This is a genomic window from Mogibacterium pumilum (genome assembly GCF_002243385.1).
Taxonomy (GTDB): domain Bacteria; phylum Bacillota; class Clostridia; order Peptostreptococcales; family Anaerovoracaceae; genus Mogibacterium; species Mogibacterium pumilum.
Genome location: NZ_CP016199.1, coordinates 651,197 through 677,490 on the forward strand (window position 1 = coordinate 651,197; position 26,294 = coordinate 677,490).

Consider the following 26,294-nt stretch of genomic DNA (forward strand, 5'->3'; position numbering starts at 1 on the left):
AAGGGAGAATTTTGATGGATAAATATAATATCACAGGCATGAGCTGTGCTGCTTGTCAAGCGCATGTGGAGAAGGCGGTCGGCAAGGTTCCGGGGGTAGAATCTGTTTCCGTAAGCCTGCTCACCAACTCTATGGGTGTAGAGGGAAGTGCAACGAGTGAAGATGTAATAAAGGCTGTAGAAGATGCGGGATATGGAGCAAGCAGAGAAGCAGCAGAGGAGGCTAAGTCTTCTGTGAATCATCTTGAGGCTCAGGAAAAAGCTCTCGAGGATAAGGAGAGCCCGTTACTTAAACGAAGACTGGTGTCATCGGTAGTTTTTTTGGTTGTACTCATGTATTTCTCGATGGGACACACCATGCTGCATCTATCGCTGCCTAAATTCTTGGATGGAAATCATATAGGAATTACAGTTATCCAGATGGTGCTGGCAGCGATAATCATGTTTATCAACAAGAAGTTCTTTGTCAGCGGCTGGAAGAGCGTTCGTTCAGGTGCACCCAATATGGATACACTTGTCGCTATGGGTTCTATGACATCGTTCCTATGGAGTTTCTATATGCTCATGCAGATGACAAGGGACGTAACAGACGGTAATACCAAAGCGGTTATGGCTGGTATGCACAACCTGTACTTTGAATCGGCGGCGATGATAGTGACGCTGATTACTGTTGGAAAACTCTTAGAAGCTCTATCTAAAGGCAGGACTACTGATGCGCTAAAGAGCCTGATGAAGCTAGCTCCAAAGACTGCAATTATAGAGCGTGATGGAGCTGAAGTCGAAGTGCCGATTGAGGAAGTAAAAATTGGCGATATTTTCACAGTAAGACCTGGAGAAAGCATCCCTGTAGACGGAGTGATTATTGAGGGTGGTACTGCGATAGACGAGTCGGCACTCACCGGTGAAAGTGTTCCAATCGATAAGTTGATAGGCGACGAGGTGTCGGCAGCTACGATAAATAGAACGGGATTTATAAGGGCTGAGGCTACTCGTGTCGGAGAAGACACTACGTTATCGCAGATCATCAAGATGGTGAGTGATGCTGCGGCTACAAAGGCTCCAATTGCAAAGATTGCAGACAGGGTATCGGGCGTATTCGTTCCGTTAGTAATCATAACTGCGGTGATTGTGACGCTAATCTGGATATTTGCAGGACAGCCATTTGGATATGCCCTAGCTAGGGGAATCGCTGTTCTCGTCGTGAGCTGCCCTTGTGCGCTGGGCCTGGCAACGCCAGTAGCAATTATGGTTGGCAGCGGTCTCGGAGCCAAGAACGGAATACTATTCAAGACTGCTAGCTCTCTCGAGGAGACGGGGAGAATTCAGATAGTCGCTCTCGACAAGACGGGAACTATCACCAAGGGAGAACCAACAGTTACTGATATAAAACCTGCAGAGGGCGTAACATTAGCTCAGCTGATCAACATTGCAAATGCTCTCGAAGCTAGAAGCGAGCACCCTTTCGCATTAGCTATAACTCGCTACTTTAACGAGAATCGCGATGAGCATCAGCTGGCAGATATTGAGATAGAGGACTTCGAAGCGGTATCGGGAAAAGGCATCTATGCAAGGCTTGCGGGAGCTGGCTCGAAGGGTGAGCTCTTTGCAGGAAGCGTAAGATATATTTCTGGAATCGTGGAAGTTCCTGAAGAGATGAAGAGAGAGGCTGAATCGCTTGCGAGTCAGGGCAAGACTCCGCTGTTATTTGCAGGCGGGAGGAAGCTCATAGGTATGATAGCCGTAGCGGATACGGTTAAGGACGACAGCAGAAGCGCAATTGCTGATATGAAGAGGCAAGGACTCAAGGTCGTGATGATTACAGGCGACAATGAGAGAACGGCAGAAACAATAGGTAAACAGGCTGGCATAGACTATGTCGCATCAGGAGTGCTACCAGATGGCAAGGAGAAACTTATCAAAGAACTAGGTGAGCTTGGCAAAGTCGCGATGGTAGGAGATGGAATAAACGATGCGCCAGCACTAACCCAGGCTAATGTAGGAATCGCTATTGGGGCGGGCGCTGATGTTGCGGTTGATGCGGCGGATGTAGTACTGATGAATAGCAGGCTCTCCGATGTGGCGGCTGCAATCAGGCTAAGCAGGGCAACGCTCAGAAACATTCACGAAAATTTATTCTGGGCATTCTTCTACAATATTCTGCTGATTCCACTTGCAGCCGGTGCATACGTTCATTTCATGAAAGGCTGGTCGATGAATCCGATGTGGGGAGCAGCCGCGATGAGTATATCAAGCTTCTGCGTGTGCATGAATGCACTTAGACTAAACATGTTCAAGGTTCACAATTCTCACCACGATAAAAGAAGTAAACATGTAATCGATGGGGCAAAGCTAAATTCTATTATCGGTATAACGGCCGAAAGCATAGAAAGTGACGAGAATCCGGGAGATGACAAAGGTAAAAATTTACATGAAGTTAAAGAAAATTTAAAGGAGGATATAGTTATGGAGAAGACTATGAAAATCGAAGGTATGATGTGTGGACACTGTGAGGCGACTGTAAAGAAGGCGCTTGAGACACTTGAAGGAGTCGCTGCAGCGGAGGTTAGTCATGAGACAGGTAATGCTGTAGTCGAGTTAAAAGAAGAGGTTCAGGATGATGTACTGCAGAAAGCTGTAGAAGATAAAGATTATAAAGTTCTATCTATTGAATAATAATCTGGTGTGTTACAATTAGCTTGTATACGGCTAAAGTCGTTAGACATTAAAGGTAAGAGGAGAGGTAATTATGATCGCAAAAAGTATGGAACCCTTTCTAGCGGGTAGCTCAGTTATCAGAGCTATGTTTGAAGAGGGCAAGAAGATGGCAAAGGTGTACGGAGCAGAGAACGTTTACGACTTCAGTGTTGGAAACCCTGGACTACACCCACCAAAGGAATACAGAGAAGCTATCAACTACGTTAACAACGAGATGGATCCACATCTAGTTCATGGCTATATGCCTAACGCTGGATTTGAGTCGACAAGAACAGCAGTAGCTGAGAATCTCAACAAGAGATTCGGATCCGAGTTCACTGCAGAAAATATTATCATGACTGTTGGAGCAGGTTCTTCAATCAACGTAATCATGAAGACTATCTTTGACCCGGGCGATAAGCAGGTTGTATTTGCACCTTACTTCGTTGAGTATGCAAACTGGGCTAGCAACTATCACGCAGAGACAGTAGTTGTTCCTCCGAATGAGGAAAGTGGATTCGAGCCAGATCCTGAGGCGCTCAAGAAGGCTCTTGATCCAAAGGTTAAGGTAGTAATCATCAACAACCCTAACAACCCAACAGGAGCAATTTACTCCCGCGAGACTCTCGAGAAAATCGCAGAGGTTCTCAAGGAAGCGGAGAAGGAATTTGGACACCCAATTTACATAATCACTGATGAGCCATACAGAGAGCTCGTATACGTAGATAAGGAAATCGTATTCATTCCAGACCTATATGACAACACTATCATCGCTTACTCTTGGTCGAAGTCACTTTCGATTCCTGGAGACAGACTAGGATACCTCGCCGTATCTCCAAAGTCTGACAACGTTGAGGAGTTCATGGCAGCTGCAACTGTTGCTAACCGTATCTCTGGAGATACTAACGCTCCGTCGATTATTCAGCTGGCAGTTGAGAGATGCCTAGATGCACAGGTTGATATTCCATACTACAAGAAGAATGCTGAAGATCTATACAAAATCGTAACAGAAGCAGGTTTCACAGCAGTTGTACCACAGGGTGCATTCTACCTATGGGTTAAGTCACCAGTTGCAGATGAGAAGGAGCTTGTCGCTGCAGCTAAAGAGGAGAGAATTCTTGCAGTACCTGGAAGCGCATTTGCTTGCCCTGGATACATCAGACTTTCTTTCTGTATCGCAAACGAGACTATCCAGAGATCAGCTGAATCATTTGCAAAGCTAGGAAAGAAGTACTTCGGGTAAACTTTGACACGAAGATGTGGCACAGCAACTTTCGATAAACCTACGTTATAGACGAAAACTTCAGAATTGTGATAAAATAAGCGTGCGAGGCGGTGCTTCGCGCGCTTATTATTATGAAGAGAGGATGCTCCGATGGAAAAGATGGAGAGAATTGCCAGTTTTAACGTAAATCATGATACCCTTCAGAAAGGAATGTACGTTTCGAGAATAGATGGAGATGTGGTAACTTACGATATCAGAATGAAGAGACCTAATATGGGTGACTACGTTTCAAACGAGGCACTACATACCTTTGAACATCTATTTGCAACATATGCTAGGAATAGCGAGATTTCAGACAAGATAATATATATCGGACCTATGGGCTGCAGGACTGGATTCTATCTGTTGATGAGAGATACAGCTACTGGACAGCAGGCTATTAACCTAGCGAGGCAGTCGTTTAAATTCATAGCCGAGTACAAAGGTGAGATACCCGGAGCAGCAAAGAACGAGTGCGGCAACAGCGAGGAGCATGACCTTGAAGCGGCGAGAGCAGTGGCGGTAGATATGGTAGAAGTTCTCAAGGATTGGAATGAGGAGAAGTTAAATTATGACTATGAAGGATAAGAGTATAGGAGCAGCATTCTGTGATGCGGCAGCGGTAATCGGTGGTAGCGCAAAGCTTGGAATCGTCTGTGCGATGGATGTTGAGATGCAGGATCTGCTGGACCAGATGAGAGGCGTATCCGTTGAAGAAATATACGGATTTAAGTTCTATGAAGGCGTACTTGAGAAGGCGCAGGTGGTTTTAGTTAGATGCGGAATCGGTAAGGTTAATGCAGCTAGAGGCACTCAGCTGATGATAGATAAGTACAAACCAAGCTATATAATAAACAGCGGAGTTGCGGGTGCGCTCAATAAGGAACTCAGGCCTATGGATATCGTTGTCGGAAAAGATTTCATACAGCATGATTTCGATCTCAGTCCGATTGGATATGCTAAAGGTTGTCTCGCTACAGGTGACCGCTCGAAGCCGACAATCGTAGAAGCAGATGACAATATGGTTAGACTGCTGACTGATGTATCTGAAGTGATTGCCGGAGAGCATGAAGAAGCAGGCAAGGTTCTCGTTGGCAGAATCGTGAGCGGAGATCAGTTCATCAACAGCCCTGAGATTAAGGCTGAACTAAGAGATGATTTTGGCGGCGATGCTGCAGAGATGGAAGGTGCAGTTCTTGCATATGTTGCAAGCTGTGCAGATATTCCTTGTGCAGTACTTAGAGTAATCTCTGATATGGCAGATGGAACTAACAACGAGTCGTATGATGTATTTGAGAAGAAGGCATCTAAGCTATCGGCTGATATAATCATCGAGCTAACTAAACTCGCGCCTTCGAAGCACTAGTAAATGAAATCATATATTCAAATCATATATCGTATGTAGTGCGGAGATACCATGGTATATGCGCCTGGTAAACCGTGCAGATGTTATAAATAGAAGGTTGATAACGGCAGTGTTATTAATTCCATAGTGAGGAAATGAAAGGAAGGTTGCATCATGGCTAACATTTATACATCTGCTGATCAGCTGATCGGCAAGACACCACTTCTTGAACTTACAAGAATCGAAGAAGAATTCAGACTAAAGGCTAAGGTTCTCGCTAAGCTCGAATACCTAAACCCAGCTGGATCTGTTAAGGATAGAATCGCTAAGAGAATGATTGAAGATGCAGAGGCTAGTGGCAAGTTAAAGTCAGGTGCAACCATCATCGAGCCCACTTCTGGTAATACTGGAATCGGACTTTCAGCTGTTGCTGCAGCGAAGGGATATAAGACTGTTATCGTAATGCCTGAGACTATGTCTGTAGAGAGAAGGCAGCTTATGAAGGCTTATGGTGCAGAACTCGTTCTCACTGAAGGCACAAAGGGTATGAAGGGCGCTATCGCAAAGGCTGAGGAACTTGCAGATGAGATTGAGAACAGCTTTATTCCTGGTCAGTTTGTAAACCCATCTAATCCAGCGGCACACAGAGATACTACTGGCCCTGAAATCTGGGAAGATATTGACGGAAAGGTTGATTATTTCGTAGCGGGAGTGGGAACTGGCGGTACCGTAACTGGAGTTGGAGAGTATTTAAAGTCAAAGAAGGGGGATGTTAAGGTTGTCGCAGTTGAGCCTGAAGCATCCCAGACTCTCGCAAAGGGTGAAGCAGCTCCGCACAAAATTCAGGGAATCGGTGCAGGTTTCGTTCCTGAAACGCTCAACACAGATATTTATGACGAGATTATCCCTGTAACTAACGAAGCCTCTTTTGAGACAGGCAGACTTCTAGGACAGAAGCAGGGAATTCTAGTGGGTATTTCTTCTGGAGCAGCGCTATGGGCTGCTATTGAACTAGCTAAGAAGCCTGAAAATGAAGGTAAGAACATCGTAGTTCTACTACCTGATACAGGGGATAGATATCTATCAACACCACTATTCCAGGAATAGTTTAGATGAAAAAAGTCATAGCAAGACTGTAAGATGAATTAGTATAAATATGAGGGGTGAGGCTTTCTTGCCTCGCATTTTTGCGTTTCCTATAAAATTAATGTAAAATATAGTGGATTTGAAAAAAGCAGGAGGAAACTGCGCTAATTTCAAGAAGAGGTAGATATGCAATAAGGGTGATGATTGACCTTGCTGAACATATGAACGGCAAGTACATCCCGACGAAGGAAATTGCCGACAGGCAAGATGTGTCACTCAAGTATATGACCAAAATCATACAGGTTCTAACTAAATCGGGAATGCTCGATGGTCAGCACGGCAAAGGTGGAGGTTACAAGCTCAGCAGAGACCCAGCCGAATATTGTGCTGGTTATATACTTCGCCTTACAGAAGGTACGCTGGCACCTGTGGCATGTATAGATGAGACAGATTGCAAGTGTGACAGAGCGTATGAATGTCGAACGAGGCCGATGTGGAATGAACTTGATAAGCTGATTAGCGAATATTTAGATGGAATAACTATAGCTGATTTGATGGAGGGGAACGCCGCTAACAACTACGTATCTGATGTGGTGCGGAATAACGCTTTAGTATGAATGTAATAATTTGTGACGACAACGCCAAAGAACGTGAGTGGTGCCACAAGGAGCTGCTCAAGAATGAAGGGTATTTTGAGGACGGTTTGGAAGTGTTTGAGTATGAATCGGGCAACGAACTGCTTTTTAAGTATCCTGATTTAGATATTGATGTCGACATTATTTTCTTAGATATCATGATGCCGGGACTTGACGGCATAACCGTTGCAAGGAAGCTGCGTGATATGAACTATAACGGAGAGATTGTTTTCTCCACTGGAACTATAGACTATGCAGTAAACGGCTACGATTACGAGGCGCTTGCATATCTGATTAAAGGTAAGACTTCATCCGAGAGATTCAGTGAGGTTCTGAGACATTTTCTTATCCGTAAAGGAGAGCGTAGTGGCGAGGTTATAATTCTCCGCTGTGCGGGAGAGACTAGGGTTATCAATCTATCTTCGATTAAGTATTTTGAAGTCTTTAAAAGACTTACTACGGTATACTACGGTGATTCAACCTTCAGCTTTTATTCGCCTTTAGCGAAACTGTGTGAGGAACTCGAGGGTAAGAATTTCGTTCGTATCCACAGAGCTTATCTCGTAAATGCAGATTACATCGCCAAAAAGACTATGCGTGATGTGACACTCCGCGACGGAACTGAACTTCCGGCAGGTAGAAACTATATTAAAAAAATAAAAGAAGACTAAAAAGATGTGTAATAGGAAATTGAACAAAAACTTAAATAATCGACGAAGAGGAAAGTGTATCACAGTGATGATTGCTGTAATGATTTTGACTGTGATGCTGTGTGGTATGAATGCTTTTGCGCTTGTGGAAGATCAAGATAAGCCCGATGCAGGCAACGGAAATGGCATCATCACTCATGAGGTAGAAGGAGAGATCGAAAATCCAGACGCATACCTAAAACCTGCTGGAACCGGGGCGGTCAATAATATTCCAGGAAGCACCTACACGATTCAGGTAACAGAGAATGGTATAACTTACACCATAGGATACGTGGTAAGAAGTGCGAAAATTTTACCAGAAGAGATAAGCGGTATGGATAGCGATCAGGCGCTAGAGTACATCGCTAATAAGAGCATGACGTTCTACACTGACCCAAATACTACTAACATACCAGACATAGTATATGGTAGAGATTATTTTGTGCGAATCAATGGCTCGACCAATATAATACCGGAGACTCTGCTTGGAAGCTATAAGCTAGAAGTTGCTAATAACAGCGAATTTAAGAATGCTGCAACTACAACTGTGACGATTGGTAACGTAGATAATGGTGGCAACAGCGGCAATACGAACGCTGATAACGCAGATAAGCCTAATAACAATGTTCAGATACCTGGTATCAGCGAGGTGCGTGACCTAGCAAAGAAACTTTCTGCAACTGCAAGGCCAAAAGCGAGAGGCAGAGGTGCATTGACCGCTAGAGCAAGTCAGGCTAATACCAATGGCACAATTGGTGCAAATGCCTCAAACTCAGCTAATAATGCAAGTAATTCAGATAATGAGAACAGCTCAATTAGTTCAAGTGCAAGTTTGTCTCAAGGTGGAGTTGGTAATGGCGTAGGCAGATCTGGTTCAAATAGGGCTTTAGATATCACGGCTAATGCGGCAACTGCTGGAGCTGGCGTTGGATCGTTCTGGCTGACTGTCTTGATAATATCCGATGTTAAACTACTACTATGGTATAAGAAGCTCAAAGAAGCCAAGAGAAAATCTGCAGCGTAATCCACTGTGATAGGAGATGATTAAATGGTATTTAAAATAGCTATATGGGTGATTTTCGCGGTAGCGATAGTTGTAAAACTTTATACTAAGAAGCGTATTCAAAATATCGATGGTTTCGGCGGGATAACTACAAGAGAAGAAGTCTATAAGGCCAAGAGGGACGCGATTAATAAATAATTGTATATGTATTGAAAAACCAGCCGGTTATGAATGTAATTCATAACCGGTTTTCTATTGAATTATATAGCAGGTAAATTCAATTTAACTAACCAATTTTATTGACAAAATAATACAGTTAATGTACACTAATTTAAGTTAATATAGCCTAACACGATGTTAGATTATTTAGCTGACAGCGCGGCGATGTACCGCGTATTTTAGTTATTGGGGGGGGGGAGATGTAGGATGATTCCAATTACACTTGTTAATGAAGGCGAGCTTGTTACAGTCAAGAAGATAACTGGTAGCGATGCGATTAGACAGCACCTCGCAGAACTAGGATTTGTAGTGGATGCAGATGTGAAGGTTGTAAGTGCGTTCAACGGAAACGTTATTTTACAGGTTCACGGAGCGAAGATTGCACTCAATGAGTCAATGGCAAGACGAATTATGGTATAGCACGGCTATCGACGGATAATTCTTCAGCAATAAATGATTTTATTTTTAAGGAGGAGAACGAAATGGCAACTCAGATGGGAACTCTTAATAATGTTAGAGTTGGTAAGACTGCTACTATTAAGAAGATCAACGGTGCCGGAGCAGTTAAGCGCAGAATCATGGATATGGGGCTCACTAAGGGAACTGATGTCTATGTGAGAAAAGTTGCGCCTCTTGGTGATCCAATCGAGCTAACTGTTAGAGGATATGAGCTTTCTGTTAGAAAGGCAGATGCAGCTCTAATTGATGTTGAAATAGAAGAGTAATTTTGACTAGCGAACTTCTATAGGTTTATATTTTTTTAATCATAGATTAGTTGAACTGAACTAACTATATATTAAGTACCGTGAAAGGAGTGTACTCACATGTCACTTAAGATCGCCCTTGCGGGCAATCCTAACAGTGGTAAAACCACACTATTTAATGCTTTAACTGGTTCCGCTCAGTACGTTGGTAACTGGCCAGGCGTAACTGTTGAGAAGAAAGACGGAAAACTCCGTGGACATAAGGATGTAATCGTTCAGGATCTTCCTGGAATTTATTCTCTTTCTCCATACACACTGGAGGAAGTAGTTTCCAGAAACTATCTCGTTAATGAGAAACCTGATGCCATTATCAATATCATCGATGGAACTAACCTGGAGAGAAACTTGTATCTTACAACTCAGTTACTTGAGCTCAACATTCCTGTAGTAATTGCAGTTAACATGATGGATCTCGTTGAGAAGAGTGGAAATACTATCAATCTAGATAAGCTAAGTGAAGAACTCGGATGTGCTGTTCTTCCTATCAGTGCGCTTAAGGGTTCTGGATCCAAGGAGCTAATCAAGAAGGTACTGGAGGTTGCAGAAGCTCATCAGCCGGGAGAACTTCCACACGTATTCAACGGATCGGTTGAGCATGCGATCGCGCATATTGAAGAGTCAATTGATAATATCGTTAGTGTGGATAACCTCAGATGGTATGCAATTAAGCTATTTGAGAGAGACGAGAAGATTGTCGAGGAACTGGCACTTGATGCTGAACTGAACAAGCATATCGAATCACATATTGTAGATTGCGAGACTGAAATGGATGACGATGCCGAGAGTATAATCATCAACCAGAGGTATGCATATATCAATAAGATAGCACCTAAAGCGATTACTAAAAAAGCAAATCATGAAAAAATGACGACTTCTGACAAAATAGACAGAATCGTTACTAACAGAATTTTAGCATTGCCTATCTTTGTAGTAATCATGTTCGTAGTATACTACTTGGCTTTAACTAAGCTTGGTACACCTGCAACTGATTGGGCTAATGATACGTTGTTTGGAGAATGGATAATTCCGGGAGCACAAAAAGGGCTCGAGGGTCTTGGTGTGTCGGCATGGATTGTGTCACTAGTGGTAGACGGTATTCTCAATGGTATTGGTACAGTACTCGGATTTACACCACAGATGGCCTGCGTATTCTTATTTCTATCAATTCTTGAAGATTGTGGATATATGGCAAGAGTTGCGTTTATTATGGATAGAATCTTCAGGAGGTTTGGTCTTTCAGGTAAATCCTTCATTCCGTTCCTGATATCTTCGGGATGCGCTGTTCCGGGAATTATGGCGACCAGAACGATTGAGAATGAAAAGGATCGTCGAATGACGATGATGACCACCTCTTCAATTCCTTGTGGAGCTAAATTGCCGGTAATTGCAGCCATTTCAGCTTACCTTGTAGGTGGGAAATGGTGGATTGCACCGATGATGTATTTCGTAGGAATACTCGTGGTTATTTGCTCTTGTATCATTCTTAAGAAAACAAAGTCCTTTGCGGGAGAACCTGCACCGTTTATCATGGAACTTCCGAATTATCACTTGCCATCTGTCAAAGGTGTTCTGATTCATGTATGGGAGAGAGTATGGGCGTTTGTCAAGAAGGCCGGAACGATACTGTTCCTATGCGTTGTAGTAATGTGGGTTCTTTCAAGCTATGGATTCAAGAACGGATCCTTTGGAGCTGTTGAACCGGATGACAGCTTAATGGCTGTTATAGGTGGAGCTCTTGCTTTCATTTTCAAACCTCTGGGCTTCGGAACATGGCAAGCTGTAGCGAGCTCGATTTCAGGGTTCGTTGCTAAGGAAGGAATTGTTTCCACAATGGGCGTGCTATCAGGATTGGGTGCAATTGAAGATTATGAGGTATCCATGAAATCAGCTTTTGACTCGTTCTTCCCAACTTCAATAGCTGCAGTTTCGTTCTTAATGTTCAACATGTTTGATTCACCTTGCTTGGCGGCAATATCGACAGTTGCAAAAGAAATGAACAATAAAAGATATTTTTGGTTCACAATCATATTCCAAAATGTATCGGCATATTTCATCGCATTGATGGTGTATCAGCTGATTGGACTGGCTATTGGTCAAGTTGCATTTAGTGTTTGGACCATCATTGCCGGCATAATTGCTATAGTGATTCTATACTTGCTGTTTAGACCGGATCCGAACAAAAAAAGAATGCTTGACGGTTCAAACGGAATAGAATAATCGACTAAGTATATACATAGCTTGAGTGAGTATCAACACTTGCTCAAGCTATGATTTCTGGAAAGGATAGTTTATGAAATTAGTGGATGTTATTGTGCTCTCTCTAGTTGCAGTAATATTCATAGGAGCTGTGAAGGTGCTAATTAGTTTCTTCAAATAAGCTCAGAAATATCACAGAAGAGAGCTGTAAGTAATTAACAGGGAGGTAGAGATATGGGAATAATCGATATAATTATTGTTGCCGGTATCGCTATAATAACGTATCTAATTATTAGAAATGTTGTAAAAAAGCGAAAAGAAGGCATTACAAGTTGTGGTTGCGGAGGCGGTTGTGGCGGTTGCTCGGGATGCGGAGCGCACCCTCATGACCATAAAGAAGAATAAATCACTTAAGTGGCATATAGTCATATAATTTAATAAGGGAGGCGCGTGACATGATTAAGACTACTGTCAAGATTGATGGCATGCAGTGTAACATGTGTGAGACACATGTAAAAGATATAATTAGAAAAAAATTTGATGTCAAGAAGATAAAGGCATCTCATGTAAATGGTGAATGCGTTATCGTATCACCTGATGAGATTTCGAGAAGCGAGCTTACTTTTGAGCTCGGACAGATGGGATATAAGGTTACTGATTTTGAGTCTGAAACTTATGTCAGAAAAGGGCTATTTGGTTTCTAATTTATGTAGTGTGCCGATTGCTTAATTCGGTACACGTATATGACATGCATTTAAAATTATAATTTGTTCTAAAATAAATGAGATGCGTAGGAAGGCCTATGTATCTCATTTTACTTTTGCAGTTTACGCATTAAAGTTGTATTTATTTAATAATTAAAAACAACTTGACAGATGATATTAAAATGATATCATCAAACTATATAGCAAGCGATTAAAACAATTAAATATAAGGAGGTCGCTATTATGACAGAGAAACTTTTAACCAATAAAAAGCATGGAATTCCAGTGCTGATTTTGCTCATCGCTCTATACGCAACTGCAGTATTTGGAATAATTCATAGCACAGCTAATGGTAACATAGCGCTTATGGCTGTATGCGTTGTATATCTGGCTCTCGGAGGGATTCCTTTTGCAGGTTTAAAGACTTTAAAGCCTCAGGAGGCTCTAGTACTCACATTGTTTGGAAAATATTATGGAACTCTTAAGGGAGAGGGTTTTTACTATGTGAATCCATTCTGTACAGCGGTTAATCCTGCTGCAAATACAAGGCTCGGACAGTCCGGAGATATCAAGGGTAAGGTATCTGCGGCTTCAGCAAGTGTAGATAGCGATTCTGTATCGGGTAAGAGAATTTCTCTCAAAATCATGACATTAAATAACTCGGTACAGAAGATTAACGACGCAATCGGAAATCCTATCGAAATTGGAATCGCTGTTATGTGGAGAGTTACCGATACGACTAAGGCTGTATTTAACGTAGATAACTACAAAGAATATCTTTCGCTACAGAGTGACTCAGCGTTAAGAAATGTGGTAAGATTATACCCATATGATGTCGTTCCTAATATCGATACAACTGGTGATGGCATGGCTGACGAAGGATCGCTTCGCGGTTCAAGCGATGTGGTTGCAGAGCGCATCAAGGAAGATATCCAGAAGAGAGTTGCGGATGCTGGTATCGAAGTAATTGAAGCTCGTATCACATATCTCGCATATGCTCCAGAAATCGCTGCAGTAATGCTACAGAGGCAACAGGCCAGTGCAGTAGTAGATGCTAGAGCGATGATCGTTGATGGCGCAGTAGGCATGGTGAAGCTCGCTCTTGAGAAGCTCAATGAGGATGGAATTGTAGATCTTGATGAAGAACGTAAGGCGGCAATGGTATCTAATCTCATGGTTGTACTGTGTGGGAGTCACGATGCTCAGCCAATAGTGAATTCTGGATCATTGTATTAATAAAGTATATGGATAAATTGCACTTAAATGCATAAATTGCAGATTATTGTGCGGCAATGTATTAAAATTATAGAGGGACTAGTAATAAGAAAAGGCGTACACAAGGCTCATGGCAAATAAGAAACAAATTCCACTTAGAATATCTGAAAAGCTGTTCCAGGACATACAGGCCTGGGCAGAGGACGATTTTCGTTCTGTAAATGGACAGATCGAATATCTACTCTCGGAGTGCGTCCGTCAGAGGCGCAAGAACGGCAAGTATGTCGGTGAGGAAATCGATAAGCCTCTAGATATCGAGATAGAATAAGTAAAATAAGGCGGCTGGATATTACTCCAACCGCATTTTTCATTCGAATATTTGATAATCCTATTTAATTCAGTGAATATCGTTCATACAGCTTCAAACTTATGACTTGAACCTACAGGCTTAGTACTTAGTATACTTCCAGCCTGCAAACTGACCAGTGCCCATGAGAGCGTCTGCTTCTTCATCGTAGTTGAAAACCCAGTCGTATGGCTTATAGGTTTCGTCGATAGTATTTTTAAGGATATGAACAGTTACTGTAGTGTTATCCAGTTCCCACTTACCGGTCAGGTATCCATGAGAACCATTCATGTCTATCGGCATGATGAAGTTACCGTCAGAGCCGAGCTTAAATGGGTATTCGCTTGATCCTGCAACAGTCCATCGCGCAGCAATTTTAACCTTACGAGCTTCTTCTTCTTCATGCTGCTTTACAGTTTTGAAATTTAGAATCTGTTCCTCGATATCGAGATATCTAGCCTTCAGAGCTTCCTTGGAAGAATCTTCCTTCGCTCCGACTTTGAACTTGTGAATCAGCTCCTTTGCAGAGCTCTTATCATCATCGCTATAAATGTTTTTTCTGTACTTCTCAAGCTTCTTGACCAGAGATTTTATCATCTCAGGCTTAGTTTTGACCTTAGCAACCGCCTTGTTGAACTTGCTTACAGTCTTGCTCAAATCATGCTTTAGAACCTGCTGTCTGAGCTTATCTTGGTATTCAGCTTTAATGTCGTTGACAGCACTAACATCCTCTTTGAAATATTCGGATGTACCCATCTTTCCTATAGTTTCCAGAGCCTTGGCACGCATCCTATCTACGGAAGGGGTGTAGTTCATCAATCCGAATAATATTGCCGCTGAGCTAAGTGATATAATAATGTAATTGATTATGGATTTGCGATTAAAAAGTCTTAAACATAATCGCTTCCATATCGAGCTTGTAGAACCCATTTGTTATCTCCCTGAAAGGTAAATTTAGGATATTGTATATGCATATATCCTGATGAATCAATCTTATCTGAAATACCGCCTTTTGTAAACGAACAAATTGGGATATTATAATCATAGGTATGATACAAACGATACGTATGATTAGTCGGAATTGTGGCTAATGATGATACTGTTTTGGAGAAAAGAGAGGGAATGAAATGGCTCATCCTATTTATTTGAAAAAATCCGATTGCAAAAATTGCTATAAGTGTGTCCGTCACTGCCCTGTGCAGGCGATTAGATTCTCAGGCAATCTTGCACACGTAATCGCAGATGAATGTATGCTATGCGGTCAGTGCTATGTTGTCTGTCCACAGGATGCACAGAAGATTCTTAGCGATGTCGAGAGAGTTGAGATGCTTCTAGATGGAGATGCGCCAGTATACCTAAGCGTGGACCCTTCCTTCGTCGCTTATTATGCGGGAACTGGCATTGAGAAGTTCCAAGAGGCTGCTAAGACGCTCGGTTTCGTAGTGGCTGAAGAGGCCGCCAAGTTTGGGGTGGTTGTAAAGCGTGAGTATGAGGCTGTTATCGAAAATGAGCGTGAGAGCGTGGTAATTTCTTCGTGCTGCCCATCGGTAAATCTTATGATTCAGAAGCACTACCCAGACCTTATCAAACATCTCTCCGATGCGATGTCATACGTGCAGATACACAGCGCAGATATCAAGTCTCGCGACGAGGAGGCTAAGGTAGTATTTGTCGGTCCTTGCATCGCGCGTAAGGATGAAGCCAACCGCCAGGGATCAACATTCGATGCGGTACTTACTTTCGAGGAGTTCGATCAATTGTTAAGGGACAAGCAGGTTGAAATGAGTGAAGGCATGGACGAGTGCGCAGAGTCCAAGGAGAGACTGTTTGCAGCGAGCGGTGGTATATCCAAGTGCATGAAGGGCGATGACCACGGTTATGCGTATCTGTCGGTCGATGGTGCAAATAAATGCATTGACGTGCTCGAAGATATCAAAAACGGTGAGGTTGAAAAATGTTTCATCGAGCTGTGGGCATGTGCCGGAGGCTGCGTGGGTGGGCCTTCATTCGAGAAGTACCACAATACGCCGGTGAGAAATTACAAAGCTGTCAGCGCTTATGCAGGCGATGAACACTTTGATGTCGAGCAGCCTGAACTGACTGCGATAACTAGAAACTTTGAGATAATGCAGGGCATGAAGGTAATGCCTAATGAACATAAGATTCGTGAGATTATGATGCAGATGGGCAAGAGCAAGCCAGGAGATGAGCTCAACTGTGGCATGTGCGGATATGAAACTTGCAGGGAGAAGGCAATTGCCGTGTACCAGAACAAGGCGGAGATTAAGGTGTGCCAGCCGCTGCTCGCAAAGAAGTCGGAGAATTTTTCGGATATTATCTTCGACAACACACCTAACGGTCTGCTTGTGCTTAACGAGCGCCTAGAGATTCAAGAAATCAACCCTGCTGCTTGTAAGATTATGAATATTAGAAGAGCACAGGACGTACTCGGTGCACAGATTGTTACGCTGCTCGAGCCAAAGCCTTTCATGGATGTACTTCAGAGCAAGAAGAGTTCGTTCCAATGCGCTTATCTGGCTGAGTATGACAGATATGTGGAGCAGAGCATTCTGTATGATAACAACTATCATATGCTGTTCTGCTTGATTGAAGACGTGACAGATGAGGCGAATGAGAGATCCAAGAAGGCTAAGATAAGACAGCAAACCACTGCAATCGCAGACCAGATGGTTGAGAAGCAGATGCGAATAGTTCAGGAAATCGCTTCGCTGCTCGGTGAGACGACTGCTGAGACGAAGATTGCTCTAACTAAGCTGAAAGATACGATGGAGGATTAGTATGAACGATCTCAGTATAGATATCGGTTACAAGAGTATTAATCACTTCGGTGAACCGCTATGCGGTGACACTGTTGCAGTTGCAGAGCAGGCAAACGGCAATAAAATTGTAGTTCTCGCTGATGGGCTTCGAAGCGGAGTAAAGGCGAGTATACTTTCGACACTTACTTCCAAAATCATTTCTACTATGATGGCCGAAGGAATGCCTCTTGAGGAATGTGTGCACACAATTGCCGCTACTCTACCTATAAGTTCAGAGTACGATGTAGCATATTCGACATTTACGATTATGCACATCAAGGATAACGAAGAACTTGAGCTTATACAGTATGAGAATCCGATAGTAATTCTTATTAGGGATTTTGTTGCTACAGAATACGATATGGTGGAGCATATAATCGACGGAAAGAAGATTTATCGCTCTGAGATTAAGCTACAAGAAGACGATATGTTCATCGCTATGAGCGATGGCTGTCCGGGCGCAAATTCAGAGCTATCATATAACAAGGAGTGGACGGAGGCAGATATCGCTTCATTTATGGAAACCATTGCACCTGTTGGCTATCCAGCTAAGACTCTAGCGACTATCCTGGTTGAGGAGTGCAACAAGCTATACAAGGGCAAGCCAATCGATGATGCGACAGCTTGTATCCTGAAAGTTATAAAGCGTGCACAGGTGAACCTGTTATTCGGTCCGCCTGCAAACCGCGAAGACTGTGACCGCATGATGTCACTATTCTTCTCTAAGGCGGGAAAGCATATCATCTGTGGAGGCACAACGGCATCAATTGCAGCTGACTACCTGGGTAAGCCGATCAAAACTAACAGGGTGAATCCAAGCCTCGGCGGACCTCCGATGTCAGAAATCGAGGGCGTAGAGCTAGTAACTGAAGGAATTGTTACAATTGATCATGTAGTGAAGAATGCTCGCGATTACCTTGCAAATGACGAAGGCTTCGCAGAGTGGAGTGTTTCGCACGATGCGGCATCGCTCGTTAGCCGTACTCTGTTTGAAGAGGCTACAGATATCAACTTTTTTGTCGGAAGGCTGTAAACCCGGCACATCAGGAGGCAGATATGCCGCTCAATTTCAGTGTTAAGATGAACATGATAGAAGAACTTTCGGCTTCCCTCGAGAAAATGGGTAAACATGTAAAGGTTAGTTATTTTTAATATGAAGAATAAAACAACAAATAAGCTATATCAACAACCTATAATAACGAGAGCATCAATAAAATAATTACAGTATCCCTAGATGTTAGATAATTCAAATATCCCACGAAAGGAAGCAATAGCATGAGTGCAAGTTTTTACTTAGACCCGGCAGAAATCAAAGCCCAATGTAGAGAAGCTATAGAGAACTTAAACGATGTATCCATGAAGACCATTAATGTAGAGCAGAAGCTAGATGCATTTATCAATAACAACGAACTCGAGGGGAAAGCCTTCGATGCTCTAAAACAGCAGATTGCGGACTACAAGACAGTACTACAAAGTATCATGTCACTTATCAAATACAACATAAGTGAATATAAAACCCTTATGAGCAGCGTCGGTGACAAAGTTCTAGATGGAGATAAAATCCTTAAAGGACAAGAATTTGCAAGAAATAGGATACATGCATATGAGGATAGGGCTAAACTTTGCCGAGAAAATACGGTTACGTATGCCGCAATTTAAGTATATTCAGAAAGTCAAATTATAAGTACATCGCTTTATGATCATCTAGCAAATAATAGCCGCAGAATGCTTGAAATTTGGGAAGAAAAAGAGCAGGCATATTACGATATAGAGAATGCCACAAAGAACCTATTCAGCACCGGAGACAGCACAGCCGAACAGATAAACGCAGCCCTGTCGGATCTCGGCAAATCATTTAGAGCGGGAGCATTCCATCCAAACATGGCAGTTTCGTGGCGAGCAAAGCTAAACGAAGAGGTAAAGGAGCTGGATGTTATAATATTTTACGGTATAAAGAGACCTATATCCATAGATGATGAAACATGGGAAAAATACCAGGGTGAAGTAACGACAAATGTACTTCTGCTAGAAAAACAAGGCTGGGCAGTCGATGGAATAAAGGCTTACGCCAAATATATTAACAAGAATATAGCAGAAAAGATTCCATCCGGTAATGTGCTTGTAGAGATAGATAAGTGCAATAAACAAACTCAACTAGTTGGTAGTGAAGTCTTTAAAAAGATGTGGTATGCATGGAAAGCGGAAGGATTATCTGCATCAGAAAGCAAGAAGAAATTAAATATGCTAATGAAAGTTACTGGTATGGACGGTATCGATGAGAATTCATCAGCTGACGATTTAAGGCGTATTGCAAACAAAATTGATCCTAATCTTGAGCCCGACGATAAATTTTGGCGTAGCCTAGCAGGTACCGTAGAAACAGCATATTATTCACCACCTAAAACAAATTTTTATGGAGTTGCATTTGAAGTTGATAAGGCTGCTAAAGGCATATATTCACAAAATGAGATGACAGGAACGCTTGGGAAACGGGTGCATCTATTCAGATATGTAATATCCTATCAACAGGCTGAATACATAAGAAATAAATATCCTGATGGGACAGATGAAGAGAAACTAATAAGATACCTGAAAGAAAATGGACATGATGATTGGACAGTTGATGAATCTGTAAGACTTCATCTAAAAGTAAATCGAAAAAGCAAGCTGTATCCAAATGGACATAGCTACGCAAATGGAGGCGTGAATATCAAAGTCGTTACTAATGGTAAATTCCATTCAGAGTTTATAATTAATGGGGATGGCAAATTCCTTACACTCTTGGACAAAGATGCAACACAAGATGCTAAAGTAAACTGCTCTAGCTTCAATTATGCAAGGCGAAATGATTATATACATCAAGTCCTGGATGTGAATCCTGCTAGTGAAAAATATAAATATGAACCAATGTTTAGGTGTGAGTCTCTATATGTACATGATAAAAATGGCAACAGAATAATTGATATAAATACAGGTAAAGATAAAAAGTTTACTGCACCCAAAGCATCTAATATGAAACAATATGAAAATGATGTTAATACCTTTCAGAAAAAATTTAAGGAACGTGTGCAATCATGAGTAATAAATATAAAAAAAGAGGAATTTACTTCATAGCAAGCATTACAGTACTGATTGTTCTTTTTATTATAAGAACTGTTTTTTTAAATCCCAAATATATTAATGAAATTAAGAATGATAATGTGTATGTGTGTGGTTTCTATGGTAGATATCCACAAAAGAATGAACAGAGATTCTATATAGAATTTAGGAAGAATAAAACATTTATATTAGTGGATGATGATAGTAGAGGAGCTAATGATGATTATGATCAGGATGGAGATGGAAGTCATCCGTATATATCGGTTATCTATGGCAAATATGTAGTTAAGAATAAGACCTATATTTTATCTAAAACTAAAACTGCATATGTTGAATTTAAGGATGTAGGTGCGGTTAACACAAATAAAATTAATTACTACTATACAAGAACATTCAATCAACATGAAGTTATGTCAGAAATGGTTTTTATAAATAATAAAGGGAACTATATATTGTCAAGAACATCTATGGACACTAAAGCCATAGATAAAAAATGGTACTATTACATATATAACAAATCCGACATAAAAAAACTTCCTAGTAGCCCGGAAGAATTCCGAAAGCAGTTCAAGATGGACAAGAAGGCGGAGCAGGAGCGCCTAGCGGAACAGAATAAATAACCTATTTTGTGATATCTTTTCAGAAAGCTCATATTCGAGCTTTCTAATTTCTTATTAAGGAATTATGATATAGAAAATGCCACAAAGAACCTATTCAGCATTGGAGATAGTACAGCCGAACAGATAAAGAAAAACTAATCAACTATATAGTAAAAGAGAAAATCTGGAACTGGACGACGGAGGAGTCTACAAGGCTGCATCTGAAGTCATACTACGATTCAAAAAATGAAAAATATATTTATCCAAATGGACACAGTACAGCAAATGGAGAAATCAATCTCAAAGTTGTTACAAATGGTAGATTTCGTTCAGAGTTTATAATTAATGGAGATGGTAAATTTCTTACACTCCTGGACAAAGGCGCTACACAGGATGCTAAAGTAAACTGTTCTAGCTTTAACTATACACGTAGCAATGACAAAGTACATACGGTGCTAGATGTAGATCCTGCTGACCCAAGATGCAAGTATGAACCTCAGTTTAGAGAGGAAGCTAAAAATGTGCTTGATAATAGTGGGAATCAGGTAAAAGATAATAAGGGAAATAGTGGAGTATTTCAGGCACCAAAACTTGATGATATGTGGAAATATAATAAAGATATAAAACGTAGACAAGATAACTTCAAAAGAGAGGTATTTGCATGCATAAAACAATGAACTTAAAGTCTAAAATATTTATAATTGCGATTATAGTAATTGTGTCAATTATCGTAATAAAGAAAAAGGTGATAGATCCACAACCAGTCAGAGAAATTAAAACTAATATGGTATATATTGGAGGAAGTGGAAAATATTATCCTAAAAGTAATTTTTCAAGATATTATATTGAGTTTAAAGATGATAAAACATATATATTGATGAAAGATGATAGCAGAAGACATCAAGAAAATTATAATGAGGATGGTGATGGAAGCTGCCCAGAGATTGAATTCTTATCTGGTAGTTATGAGATAAAAAATGGTAATTATGTACTTACAATGATAGACATAGCAGGTGTAGAGTTTAAAGATGTAAAAGCAGTAAAAAACAAGAAAATTAATAAGTTTAGTTATAAAAAATACAAAGATGGGAAAAAGATAAAATTAATGGTTATATTAACAAAAAAAGGAAACTATTTGCTCGGTTACCTAGATAGTTCAGGCAAATCACATGATGAACATTCATTTTATTACTGGCTATACAACAAATCAGACATCAAGAAACTACCTAGCTCCGTAGAGGAATTCCGCAAACAGTTCAAGATGGACAAGAAGGCTGAGCAGGAGCGTCTAACGGGGCAAAATCAGTAGATGATTTTCAGAAAGCTCGCATTCGAGCTTTCTAATTTCTTATTAAGGAATTACGATATAGAAAATACTACAAAGAATCCATTTAGTATTGGAGATAGTACAGCCGTACAAATGAAGAAAAACTAATCAACTATATAGTAAAAGAGAAAATCTGAAACTGGACAGCGGAGGAATCTACAAGACTGCATCTGAAGTCGTATAACAATGGGGAGCAGTATACAGATGGACAAGAAGGCGGAACAATAGCGGATAAAAAGAGAAGAAATTGCAGAGTGCATGTGGCAAAGCGTGCAGTAACTACTATTAGGTTATGAATGTATGTCTATAGTTTGTAAAGTGTTATGATGAAAGGATATTAAATGGAACAAATTTCGATATTTGAAAATGAGAATAATAAAGATGAGCCGTTAGCTGCACGTATGAGACCGAGGGATCTCAACGAATTCGCAGGTCAGCAGCATCTGGTTGGGAAAGGCAAAATCCTCAGCAAGCTTATCGAGTCGGACAAGGTGCCATCGATGATTTTTTGGGGTCCGCCAGGGGTAGGGAAGACGACACTCGCACAGATTATCGCTAGTAAAACCAAGGCAAATTTCATTACTTTTTCTGCTGTTACTAGCGGAATCAAAGAAATTCGCACAGTAATGCAGCAGGCTGACAGGTATACAAGATTCGGCGAAAAAACAATAGTGTTTATCGACGAGATTCACAGGTTCAACAAAGCACAGCAGGATGCATTCCTACCTTTTGTAGAGAAGGGCAGCATCACCTTGATAGGGGCGACTACTGAAAATCCGTCTTTTGAGGTAAATGGCGCGCTTTTATCTCGCTGCAAGGTTTTTGTGCTCAAGAATCTCGAGACTAGCGATATAGAGCAGCTTCTAAAGCGGGCAATTACGGATCCGAGAGGTTTCGGCGATGAGAGAGTCAATATAACTGACGACATGATTCACATGATTGCCGAGTTTGCCAACGGCGATGCAAGAAGCTCGCTAACTACACTAGAGATGGTGGTGCTCAACGGAGATATCCAAGCTGACGGAACGATAGATATAACAATAGATACACTTGAGCAGTGCATCTCTAAGAAGTCGCTACTTTATGATAAGAATGGTGAAGAGCATTACAACATCATATCCGCACTTCACAAGTCGATGAGAAACTCGGATGCTGATGCAGCTGTATATTGGCTTGCGAGGATGCTCGAAGCTGGCGAAGATCCACTCTATGTGGCGAGGCGAGTTGCCAGATTTGCTTCGGAAGATGTAGGGCTTGCGGATCCTCGGGCAATTGAGATAGCGATAGCGGCTTACCAGGCGTGTCATTTTATAGGAATGCCTGAATGTTCGGTTCATCTCACAGAAGCAGTGATTTACATGGCGCTGGCGCCGAAGTCTAACGCAATGGAGATTGCATATTTTGCGGCGAGGGACGATGCGCAGGAGCACATGGCAGAGCCAGTTCCGCTTAATATCAGAAATGCACCTACTTCGCTCATGAAAGACATCGGGTACGGCAAGGGGTATAAGTACGCTCATGACTATGATGATAAGATTACATCTATGCAGTGCCTACCAGACTCTCTGGTTGGTCGTGAGTATTATAAGCCGACTGAACAGGGCGTTGAGGGAAGGTTTAAGGAACGCCTGAAGAATATCAAGGAATGGAAGAAATCACATAAGTAAATGCGTGAATGAATAGTGAATTTGCCAAGAACAAATGCGGAATTGAACGGTGACATTCATATACAATAATGGCCACGAGTACAGTCAGTACATGACTTTGCACGTGGCTTATTTATTTTCTCAAATTAACACACCAGTGTCAAAAATATATGGTTTTGTATGATATAATCTCAAGATATAGTTAGTTAACTCATACTGACAATTAGGCAATAGAAATAATTATTTATATATAGAAAGGATTGAGACACATGACTAAAGTGGATATTTTCTCAGGTTTCCTAGGGGCAGGCAAAACCACTCTGATTAGGAAGCTGATTGAGGAAGCATATGGAACGGACAAAATAGTTCTCATCGAGAATGAGTTCGGTGAGATTGGAGTAGATAAGGGATTTCTTCAGAATACTGGAATCGAGATTAACCAGATGAATGCTGGCTGTATCTGCTGTACCCTGGTTGGCGATTTTGGAAAGGCACTGAATGAAGTAATCGAGAAGTATAATCCAGAGAGAATACTCATCGAACCATCAGGCGTTGGAAAGCTATCAGATGTAATTATCGCGGTGCAGGATCTTAAGAATGACAAAATCGAGCTAAATGGATTTACGACTGTCGTAGATGCCAAGAAAGCTGAGATGTACATGAGTAACTTCGGTGAATTCTATGAGAATCAGGTAGAGCATGCAAGCTCAATCATTCTAAGTCATACAGCGGGAATGGTTCAGGAAGATATCGATAAGTGCATCGCGCTTCTCCGTGAACACAACAAGGAAGCATCAATCGTTACGACAGATTGGAAGGAAATTGACGGGGCTAAAATCCTAGAGATTATGGAGCAGAAAAAGACTCTCTCAACTGAGCTTGATCGACTAAGAGAAGAGGCTTATAGAGAACAGGAAGCTCACGAGGCAGAGCATCGCCATCATGATCACAACCATCATCATGATGGCAAAGAGCATGAGTGCTGCAATCATGGACACCACCACGACCATGAGCATCATCACCACGATGACCAAGAACATGAGTGCTGCGGTCACGGACACCGCCACGACCATGAGCACCACCATCATGACCACGGCCACCACGCCGACGAAGTCTTCGACGAAATGGGCGTGGAGACTGCCCACCGCTTCAAACGCAGCCAGCTCGAGCAAGCTCTAGCAGGCCTCATGGATTCCGAGCAGTGCGGGCAGGTGCTGAGAGCGAAGGGATTCGTAGCAGGTACAGACGGCGAATGGTATGAGTTCGACTATATCCCAGGTGAGCCAGAAGTTAGAACTGCCGGTGAGGCGGAGACAACAGGAGTAATCTGCGTAATCGGAGTTGGACTCAACAAGGATAAAATCAAGGAGCTGTTCGGAATATGAGAGAGAAACCGGTCTATCTATTTACAGGATTTCTAGGTTCGGGCAAGTCAACATTCATACAGGATACTCTAGAGACACCTGAGTTCGGTGAAGGTGTAAACACACTGCTTCTAGTGTGTGAATCAGGTGAAGTGTCTTATGATGAAAGCAAATTTGCCGACAAGGTATACGTTGAAAGAATCGAGAAGGAGACAGATCTCACAGAAGCAAAACTCAACGGCATCGCATCGAGGTATGTATTTGACAGAGTAATGGTAGAGTATAACGGTATGTGGATGACACAGACGCTGTTTGAGAATATGCCTCGTAACTGGATAATCGCACAGGAGATGACATTCTTCGACGCGACTATGTTCGACTTGTACAATAAGAATATGAGGCAGCTCTGCTTTAACAAGATGCAGAATGCAGAGCTTGTAGTATTTAACAGATTCGAGAAGGGTGCCGACAAGATGCCGTTTCACAAGGAAGTGCGCGTAGCGAATAGACGTTCTCAGATTGTTTACGAGTTCGGTCCGCACGATATCGAGGTGGATGACATAGTGGATGAGTTGCCTTTCGATAAGAAGGCAAGCACGATTGAAATCGCCGACGATATGTATGCTGACTGGTATCGTGACATCAACGAAAATCAGGATGAGTACAAGAACAAGACTCTGATTCTAAAGGGGAGAGTCGTTAAGGGCGGAGACATGAAGCACGGAGAGTTTGGATTTGGACGCCACCTCATGACATGCTGTGTAGAGGATATGCAGTTTGCAGCACTGATGGGCATTTATGATAGAATCGATGACTTTAAAAATGGAGATTGGGTTCAGATTAAAGCCAAGGTTAGAATCGAGTATGTAGATGCCTACGGTGAGAAGGGACCGGTGCTTCATTGTAAGTCGGTAGAGGCGTGCGAGCCATGTAACCCTGAAGTTGCGACATTTTAACAAGGTAATATCATTTATATTAGACAAAACAATTTTATACAATCTTTTGGACGCAAAATGCCACTATTTTACATAGTGGCATTTTGATTATGTAGTGTGCCTGGCATGGCACAGTTCTTACTGGTGAGAGTCCAGTCACGGGTATTTACCGCCAAGTGTAGCGAACCGCAAGCGGAAAGCAGTAATGCTCAAGTGAAGGAAGCGGTGTAGCAAAGCCATCGAGCCTACGAACAGAAACCGGATACAAGGCTAAACGGTGGGTGAGGTTGCTACACAAACCGAAGCCCAAAAGGTAAACGTATCACCGAGACAGTAAATCCGGAGG

Annotated in this window: 26 protein-coding genes and 1 pseudogene; 26 read left to right on the forward strand and 1 reads right to left on the reverse strand. The window is 41.9% G+C overall.

What is annotated here, in order from left to right:
* Window positions 1–14 precede the first annotated feature (14 nt).
* The 16 genes from AXF17_RS03175 (at window position 15) to AXF17_RS03245 (ending at window position 14,141) form a co-directional block, all read left to right on the forward strand.
* A complete protein-coding gene (locus AXF17_RS03175) occupies window positions 15–2,672 on the forward strand; it encodes a heavy metal translocating P-type ATPase (protein ID WP_094233768.1) in 2,658 nt (885 codons plus the stop codon).
* A 73-nt stretch (window positions 2,673–2,745) separates the two neighbouring features.
* A complete protein-coding gene (locus AXF17_RS03180) occupies window positions 2,746–3,936 on the forward strand; it encodes a pyridoxal phosphate-dependent aminotransferase (protein ID WP_094233769.1) in 1,191 nt (396 codons plus the stop codon).
* Window positions 3,937–4,068: 132 nt separating this feature from the next.
* Window positions 4,069–4,545, forward strand: a complete 477-nt coding sequence (locus tag AXF17_RS03185; protein ID WP_330398535.1) for an S-ribosylhomocysteine lyase — start codon at window positions 4,069–4,071, stop codon at window positions 4,543–4,545.
* Complete coding sequence (locus AXF17_RS03190; protein WP_094233770.1) at window positions 4,529–5,323, forward strand: 5'-methylthioadenosine/adenosylhomocysteine nucleosidase; 795 nt, start codon at window positions 4,529–4,531, stop codon at window positions 5,321–5,323. Before AXF17_RS03185 ends, AXF17_RS03190 begins: the two co-directional genes overlap by 17 nt.
* A gap of 153 nt (window positions 5,324–5,476) precedes the next feature.
* Window positions 5,477–6,409: a cysteine synthase A gene (gene cysK / locus AXF17_RS03195; RefSeq protein WP_094233771.1), complete on the forward strand. Its 933-nt coding sequence runs from the start codon at window positions 5,477–5,479 to the stop codon at window positions 6,407–6,409.
* A gap of 146 nt (window positions 6,410–6,555) precedes the next feature.
* Window positions 6,556–7,005: an RrF2 family transcriptional regulator gene (locus tag AXF17_RS03200; RefSeq protein WP_257789618.1), complete on the forward strand. Its 450-nt coding sequence runs from the start codon at window positions 6,556–6,558 to the stop codon at window positions 7,003–7,005.
* Window positions 7,002–7,694 carry a LytR/AlgR family response regulator transcription factor gene (locus tag AXF17_RS03205; RefSeq protein WP_094233773.1) on the forward strand — a complete coding sequence of 231 codons (693 nt, stop codon included), beginning with the start codon at window positions 7,002–7,004 and terminating at the stop codon, window positions 7,692–7,694. The genes AXF17_RS03200 and AXF17_RS03205 overlap by 4 nt, the downstream gene beginning before the upstream one ends.
* A gap of 64 nt (window positions 7,695–7,758) precedes the next feature.
* The gene (locus tag AXF17_RS03210) at window positions 7,759–8,736 is read left to right on the forward strand and encodes a hypothetical protein (protein WP_157682547.1); all 978 of its coding nucleotides are present in this window, start codon (window positions 7,759–7,761) and stop codon (window positions 8,734–8,736) included.
* A gap of 24 nt (window positions 8,737–8,760) precedes the next feature.
* Window positions 8,761–8,913 carry a hypothetical protein gene (locus AXF17_RS08955; protein WP_157682548.1) on the forward strand — a complete coding sequence of 51 codons (153 nt, stop codon included), beginning with the start codon at window positions 8,761–8,763 and terminating at the stop codon, window positions 8,911–8,913.
* Between the two features lie 228 nt (window positions 8,914–9,141).
* Window positions 9,142–9,354: a FeoA family protein gene (locus tag AXF17_RS03215; protein ID WP_094233775.1), complete on the forward strand. Its 213-nt coding sequence runs from the start codon at window positions 9,142–9,144 to the stop codon at window positions 9,352–9,354.
* 74 nt (window positions 9,355–9,428) lie between these two features.
* Window positions 9,429–9,659 (forward strand): FeoA family protein, encoded by a 231-nt coding sequence (locus tag AXF17_RS03220; RefSeq protein WP_094234729.1) that lies wholly within the window; start codon window positions 9,429–9,431, stop codon window positions 9,657–9,659.
* A gap of 99 nt (window positions 9,660–9,758) precedes the next feature.
* On the forward strand, window positions 9,759–11,915 hold the full coding sequence (feoB, locus tag AXF17_RS03225; RefSeq protein ID WP_094233776.1) for a ferrous iron transport protein B: 2,157 nt from the start codon (window positions 9,759–9,761) through the stop codon (window positions 11,913–11,915).
* A gap of 213 nt (window positions 11,916–12,128) precedes the next feature.
* Window positions 12,129–12,299 (forward strand): FeoB-associated Cys-rich membrane protein, encoded by a 171-nt coding sequence (locus tag AXF17_RS03230; RefSeq protein ID WP_094233777.1) that lies wholly within the window; start codon window positions 12,129–12,131, stop codon window positions 12,297–12,299.
* Between the two features lie 50 nt (window positions 12,300–12,349).
* The gene (locus AXF17_RS03235) at window positions 12,350–12,598 is read left to right on the forward strand and encodes a heavy-metal-associated domain-containing protein (protein WP_094233778.1); all 249 of its coding nucleotides are present in this window, start codon (window positions 12,350–12,352) and stop codon (window positions 12,596–12,598) included.
* Window positions 12,599–12,841: 243 nt separating this feature from the next.
* On the forward strand, window positions 12,842–13,834 hold the full coding sequence (locus AXF17_RS03240; protein WP_094233779.1) for an SPFH domain-containing protein: 993 nt from the start codon (window positions 12,842–12,844) through the stop codon (window positions 13,832–13,834).
* Window positions 13,835–13,943: 109 nt separating this feature from the next.
* Entirely contained in the window at window positions 13,944–14,141 is a 198-nt protein-coding gene (locus AXF17_RS03245) for a PTS ascorbate transporter subunit IIC (RefSeq protein WP_094233780.1), read from the forward strand.
* A 120-nt stretch (window positions 14,142–14,261) separates the two neighbouring features.
* On the opposite strand, the gene AXF17_RS03250 is transcribed toward AXF17_RS03245, so the two are convergent.
* Window positions 14,262–15,089, reverse strand: a complete 828-nt coding sequence (locus tag AXF17_RS03250) for a hypothetical protein (protein WP_094233781.1) — start codon at window positions 15,087–15,089, stop codon at window positions 14,262–14,264.
* Between the two features lie 197 nt (window positions 15,090–15,286).
* On the opposite strand from AXF17_RS03250, the gene AXF17_RS03255 reads away from it, so the two are divergent.
* The 10 genes and pseudogenes from AXF17_RS03255 to AXF17_RS03300 all read left to right on the forward strand — a co-directional run bounded on the left by AXF17_RS03255 (window position 15,287) and on the right by AXF17_RS03300 (window position 25,969).
* Window positions 15,287–16,957 (forward strand): [Fe-Fe] hydrogenase large subunit C-terminal domain-containing protein, encoded by a 1,671-nt coding sequence (locus AXF17_RS03255; protein ID WP_094233782.1) that lies wholly within the window; start codon window positions 15,287–15,289, stop codon window positions 16,955–16,957.
* A 1-nt stretch (window position 16,958) separates the two neighbouring features.
* Window positions 16,959–18,011: a SpoIIE family protein phosphatase gene (locus AXF17_RS03260; RefSeq protein ID WP_330398537.1), complete on the forward strand. Its 1,053-nt coding sequence runs from the start codon at window positions 16,959–16,961 to the stop codon at window positions 18,009–18,011.
* A gap of 242 nt (window positions 18,012–18,253) precedes the next feature.
* Entirely contained in the window at window positions 18,254–18,637 is a 384-nt protein-coding gene (locus AXF17_RS03265) for a hypothetical protein (protein ID WP_094233783.1), read from the forward strand.
* Between the two features lie 66 nt (window positions 18,638–18,703).
* The gene (locus AXF17_RS03270) at window positions 18,704–20,056 is read left to right on the forward strand and encodes a DUF3114 domain-containing protein (protein ID WP_094233784.1); all 1,353 of its coding nucleotides are present in this window, start codon (window positions 18,704–18,706) and stop codon (window positions 20,054–20,056) included.
* Entirely contained in the window at window positions 20,053–20,697 is a 645-nt protein-coding gene (locus tag AXF17_RS03275) for a hypothetical protein (protein ID WP_094233785.1), read from the forward strand. Before AXF17_RS03270 ends, AXF17_RS03275 begins: the two co-directional genes overlap by 4 nt.
* A 128-nt stretch (window positions 20,698–20,825) precedes the next feature.
* A pseudogene (locus AXF17_RS03280) lies at window positions 20,826–21,353 on the forward strand (DUF3114 domain-containing protein); the annotation flags it as partial.
* Complete coding sequence (locus AXF17_RS03285; protein WP_094233787.1) at window positions 21,338–21,985, forward strand: hypothetical protein; 648 nt, start codon at window positions 21,338–21,340, stop codon at window positions 21,983–21,985. The pseudogene AXF17_RS03280 and the gene AXF17_RS03285, both read left to right, overlap by 16 nt.
* Window positions 21,986–22,344: 359 nt before the next feature.
* The gene (locus tag AXF17_RS03290) at window positions 22,345–23,670 is read left to right on the forward strand and encodes a replication-associated recombination protein A (protein WP_094233788.1); all 1,326 of its coding nucleotides are present in this window, start codon (window positions 22,345–22,347) and stop codon (window positions 23,668–23,670) included.
* A 248-nt stretch (window positions 23,671–23,918) separates the two neighbouring features.
* Complete coding sequence (locus AXF17_RS03295; protein WP_094233789.1) at window positions 23,919–25,034, forward strand: CobW family GTP-binding protein; 1,116 nt, start codon at window positions 23,919–23,921, stop codon at window positions 25,032–25,034.
* Complete coding sequence (locus AXF17_RS03300; RefSeq protein WP_094233790.1) at window positions 25,031–25,969, forward strand: TIGR03943 family putative permease subunit; 939 nt, start codon at window positions 25,031–25,033, stop codon at window positions 25,967–25,969. Before AXF17_RS03295 ends, AXF17_RS03300 begins: the two co-directional genes overlap by 4 nt.
* Window positions 25,970–26,294 lie beyond the last annotated feature (325 nt).

What these genes read in the sequence shown, in the direction of transcription:
- AXF17_RS03175 (WP_094233768.1), top strand. Translation starts at nt 15, where the DNA reads ATGGATAAATATAATATCACAGGCATGAGCTGTGCTGCTTGTCAAGCG.
- AXF17_RS03180 (WP_094233769.1), top strand. Translation starts at nt 2,746, where the DNA reads ATGATCGCAAAAAGTATGGAACCCTTTCTAGCGGGTAGCTCAGTTATC.
- AXF17_RS03185 (WP_330398535.1), top strand. Translation starts at nt 4,069, where the DNA reads ATGGAAAAGATGGAGAGAATTGCCAGTTTTAACGTAAATCATGATACC.
- AXF17_RS03190 (WP_094233770.1), top strand. Translation starts at nt 4,529, where the DNA reads ATGACTATGAAGGATAAGAGTATAGGAGCAGCATTCTGTGATGCGGCA.
- cysK (WP_094233771.1), top strand. Translation starts at nt 5,477, where the DNA reads ATGGCTAACATTTATACATCTGCTGATCAGCTGATCGGCAAGACACCA.
- AXF17_RS03205 (WP_094233773.1), top strand. Translation starts at nt 7,002, where the DNA reads ATGAATGTAATAATTTGTGACGACAACGCCAAAGAACGTGAGTGGTGC.
- AXF17_RS08955 (WP_157682548.1), top strand. Translation starts at nt 8,761, where the DNA reads ATGGTATTTAAAATAGCTATATGGGTGATTTTCGCGGTAGCGATAGTT.
- AXF17_RS03215 (WP_094233775.1), top strand. Translation starts at nt 9,142, where the DNA reads ATGATTCCAATTACACTTGTTAATGAAGGCGAGCTTGTTACAGTCAAG.
- AXF17_RS03220 (WP_094234729.1), top strand. Translation starts at nt 9,429, where the DNA reads ATGGGAACTCTTAATAATGTTAGAGTTGGTAAGACTGCTACTATTAAG.
- feoB (WP_094233776.1), top strand. Translation starts at nt 9,759, where the DNA reads ATGTCACTTAAGATCGCCCTTGCGGGCAATCCTAACAGTGGTAAAACC.
- AXF17_RS03230 (WP_094233777.1), top strand. Translation starts at nt 12,129, where the DNA reads ATGGGAATAATCGATATAATTATTGTTGCCGGTATCGCTATAATAACG.
- AXF17_RS03235 (WP_094233778.1), top strand. Translation starts at nt 12,350, where the DNA reads ATGATTAAGACTACTGTCAAGATTGATGGCATGCAGTGTAACATGTGT.
- AXF17_RS03240 (WP_094233779.1), top strand. Translation starts at nt 12,842, where the DNA reads ATGACAGAGAAACTTTTAACCAATAAAAAGCATGGAATTCCAGTGCTG.
- AXF17_RS03245 (WP_094233780.1), top strand. Translation starts at nt 13,944, where the DNA reads ATGGCAAATAAGAAACAAATTCCACTTAGAATATCTGAAAAGCTGTTC.
- AXF17_RS03250 (WP_094233781.1), bottom strand. Translation starts at nt 15,089, where the DNA reads ATGGGTTCTACAAGCTCGATATGGAAGCGATTATGTTTAAGACTTTTT.
- AXF17_RS03255 (WP_094233782.1), top strand. Translation starts at nt 15,287, where the DNA reads ATGGCTCATCCTATTTATTTGAAAAAATCCGATTGCAAAAATTGCTAT.
- AXF17_RS03260 (WP_330398537.1), top strand. Translation starts at nt 16,959, where the DNA reads ATGAACGATCTCAGTATAGATATCGGTTACAAGAGTATTAATCACTTC.
- AXF17_RS03265 (WP_094233783.1), top strand. Translation starts at nt 18,254, where the DNA reads ATGAGTGCAAGTTTTTACTTAGACCCGGCAGAAATCAAAGCCCAATGT.
- AXF17_RS03270 (WP_094233784.1), top strand. Translation starts at nt 18,704, where the DNA reads ATGCTTGAAATTTGGGAAGAAAAAGAGCAGGCATATTACGATATAGAG.
- AXF17_RS03275 (WP_094233785.1), top strand. Translation starts at nt 20,053, where the DNA reads ATGAGTAATAAATATAAAAAAAGAGGAATTTACTTCATAGCAAGCATT.
- AXF17_RS03285 (WP_094233787.1), top strand. Translation starts at nt 21,338, where the DNA reads ATGCATAAAACAATGAACTTAAAGTCTAAAATATTTATAATTGCGATT.
- AXF17_RS03290 (WP_094233788.1), top strand. Translation starts at nt 22,345, where the DNA reads ATGGAACAAATTTCGATATTTGAAAATGAGAATAATAAAGATGAGCCG.
- AXF17_RS03295 (WP_094233789.1), top strand. Translation starts at nt 23,919, where the DNA reads ATGACTAAAGTGGATATTTTCTCAGGTTTCCTAGGGGCAGGCAAAACC.
- AXF17_RS03300 (WP_094233790.1), top strand. Translation starts at nt 25,031, where the DNA reads ATGAGAGAGAAACCGGTCTATCTATTTACAGGATTTCTAGGTTCGGGC.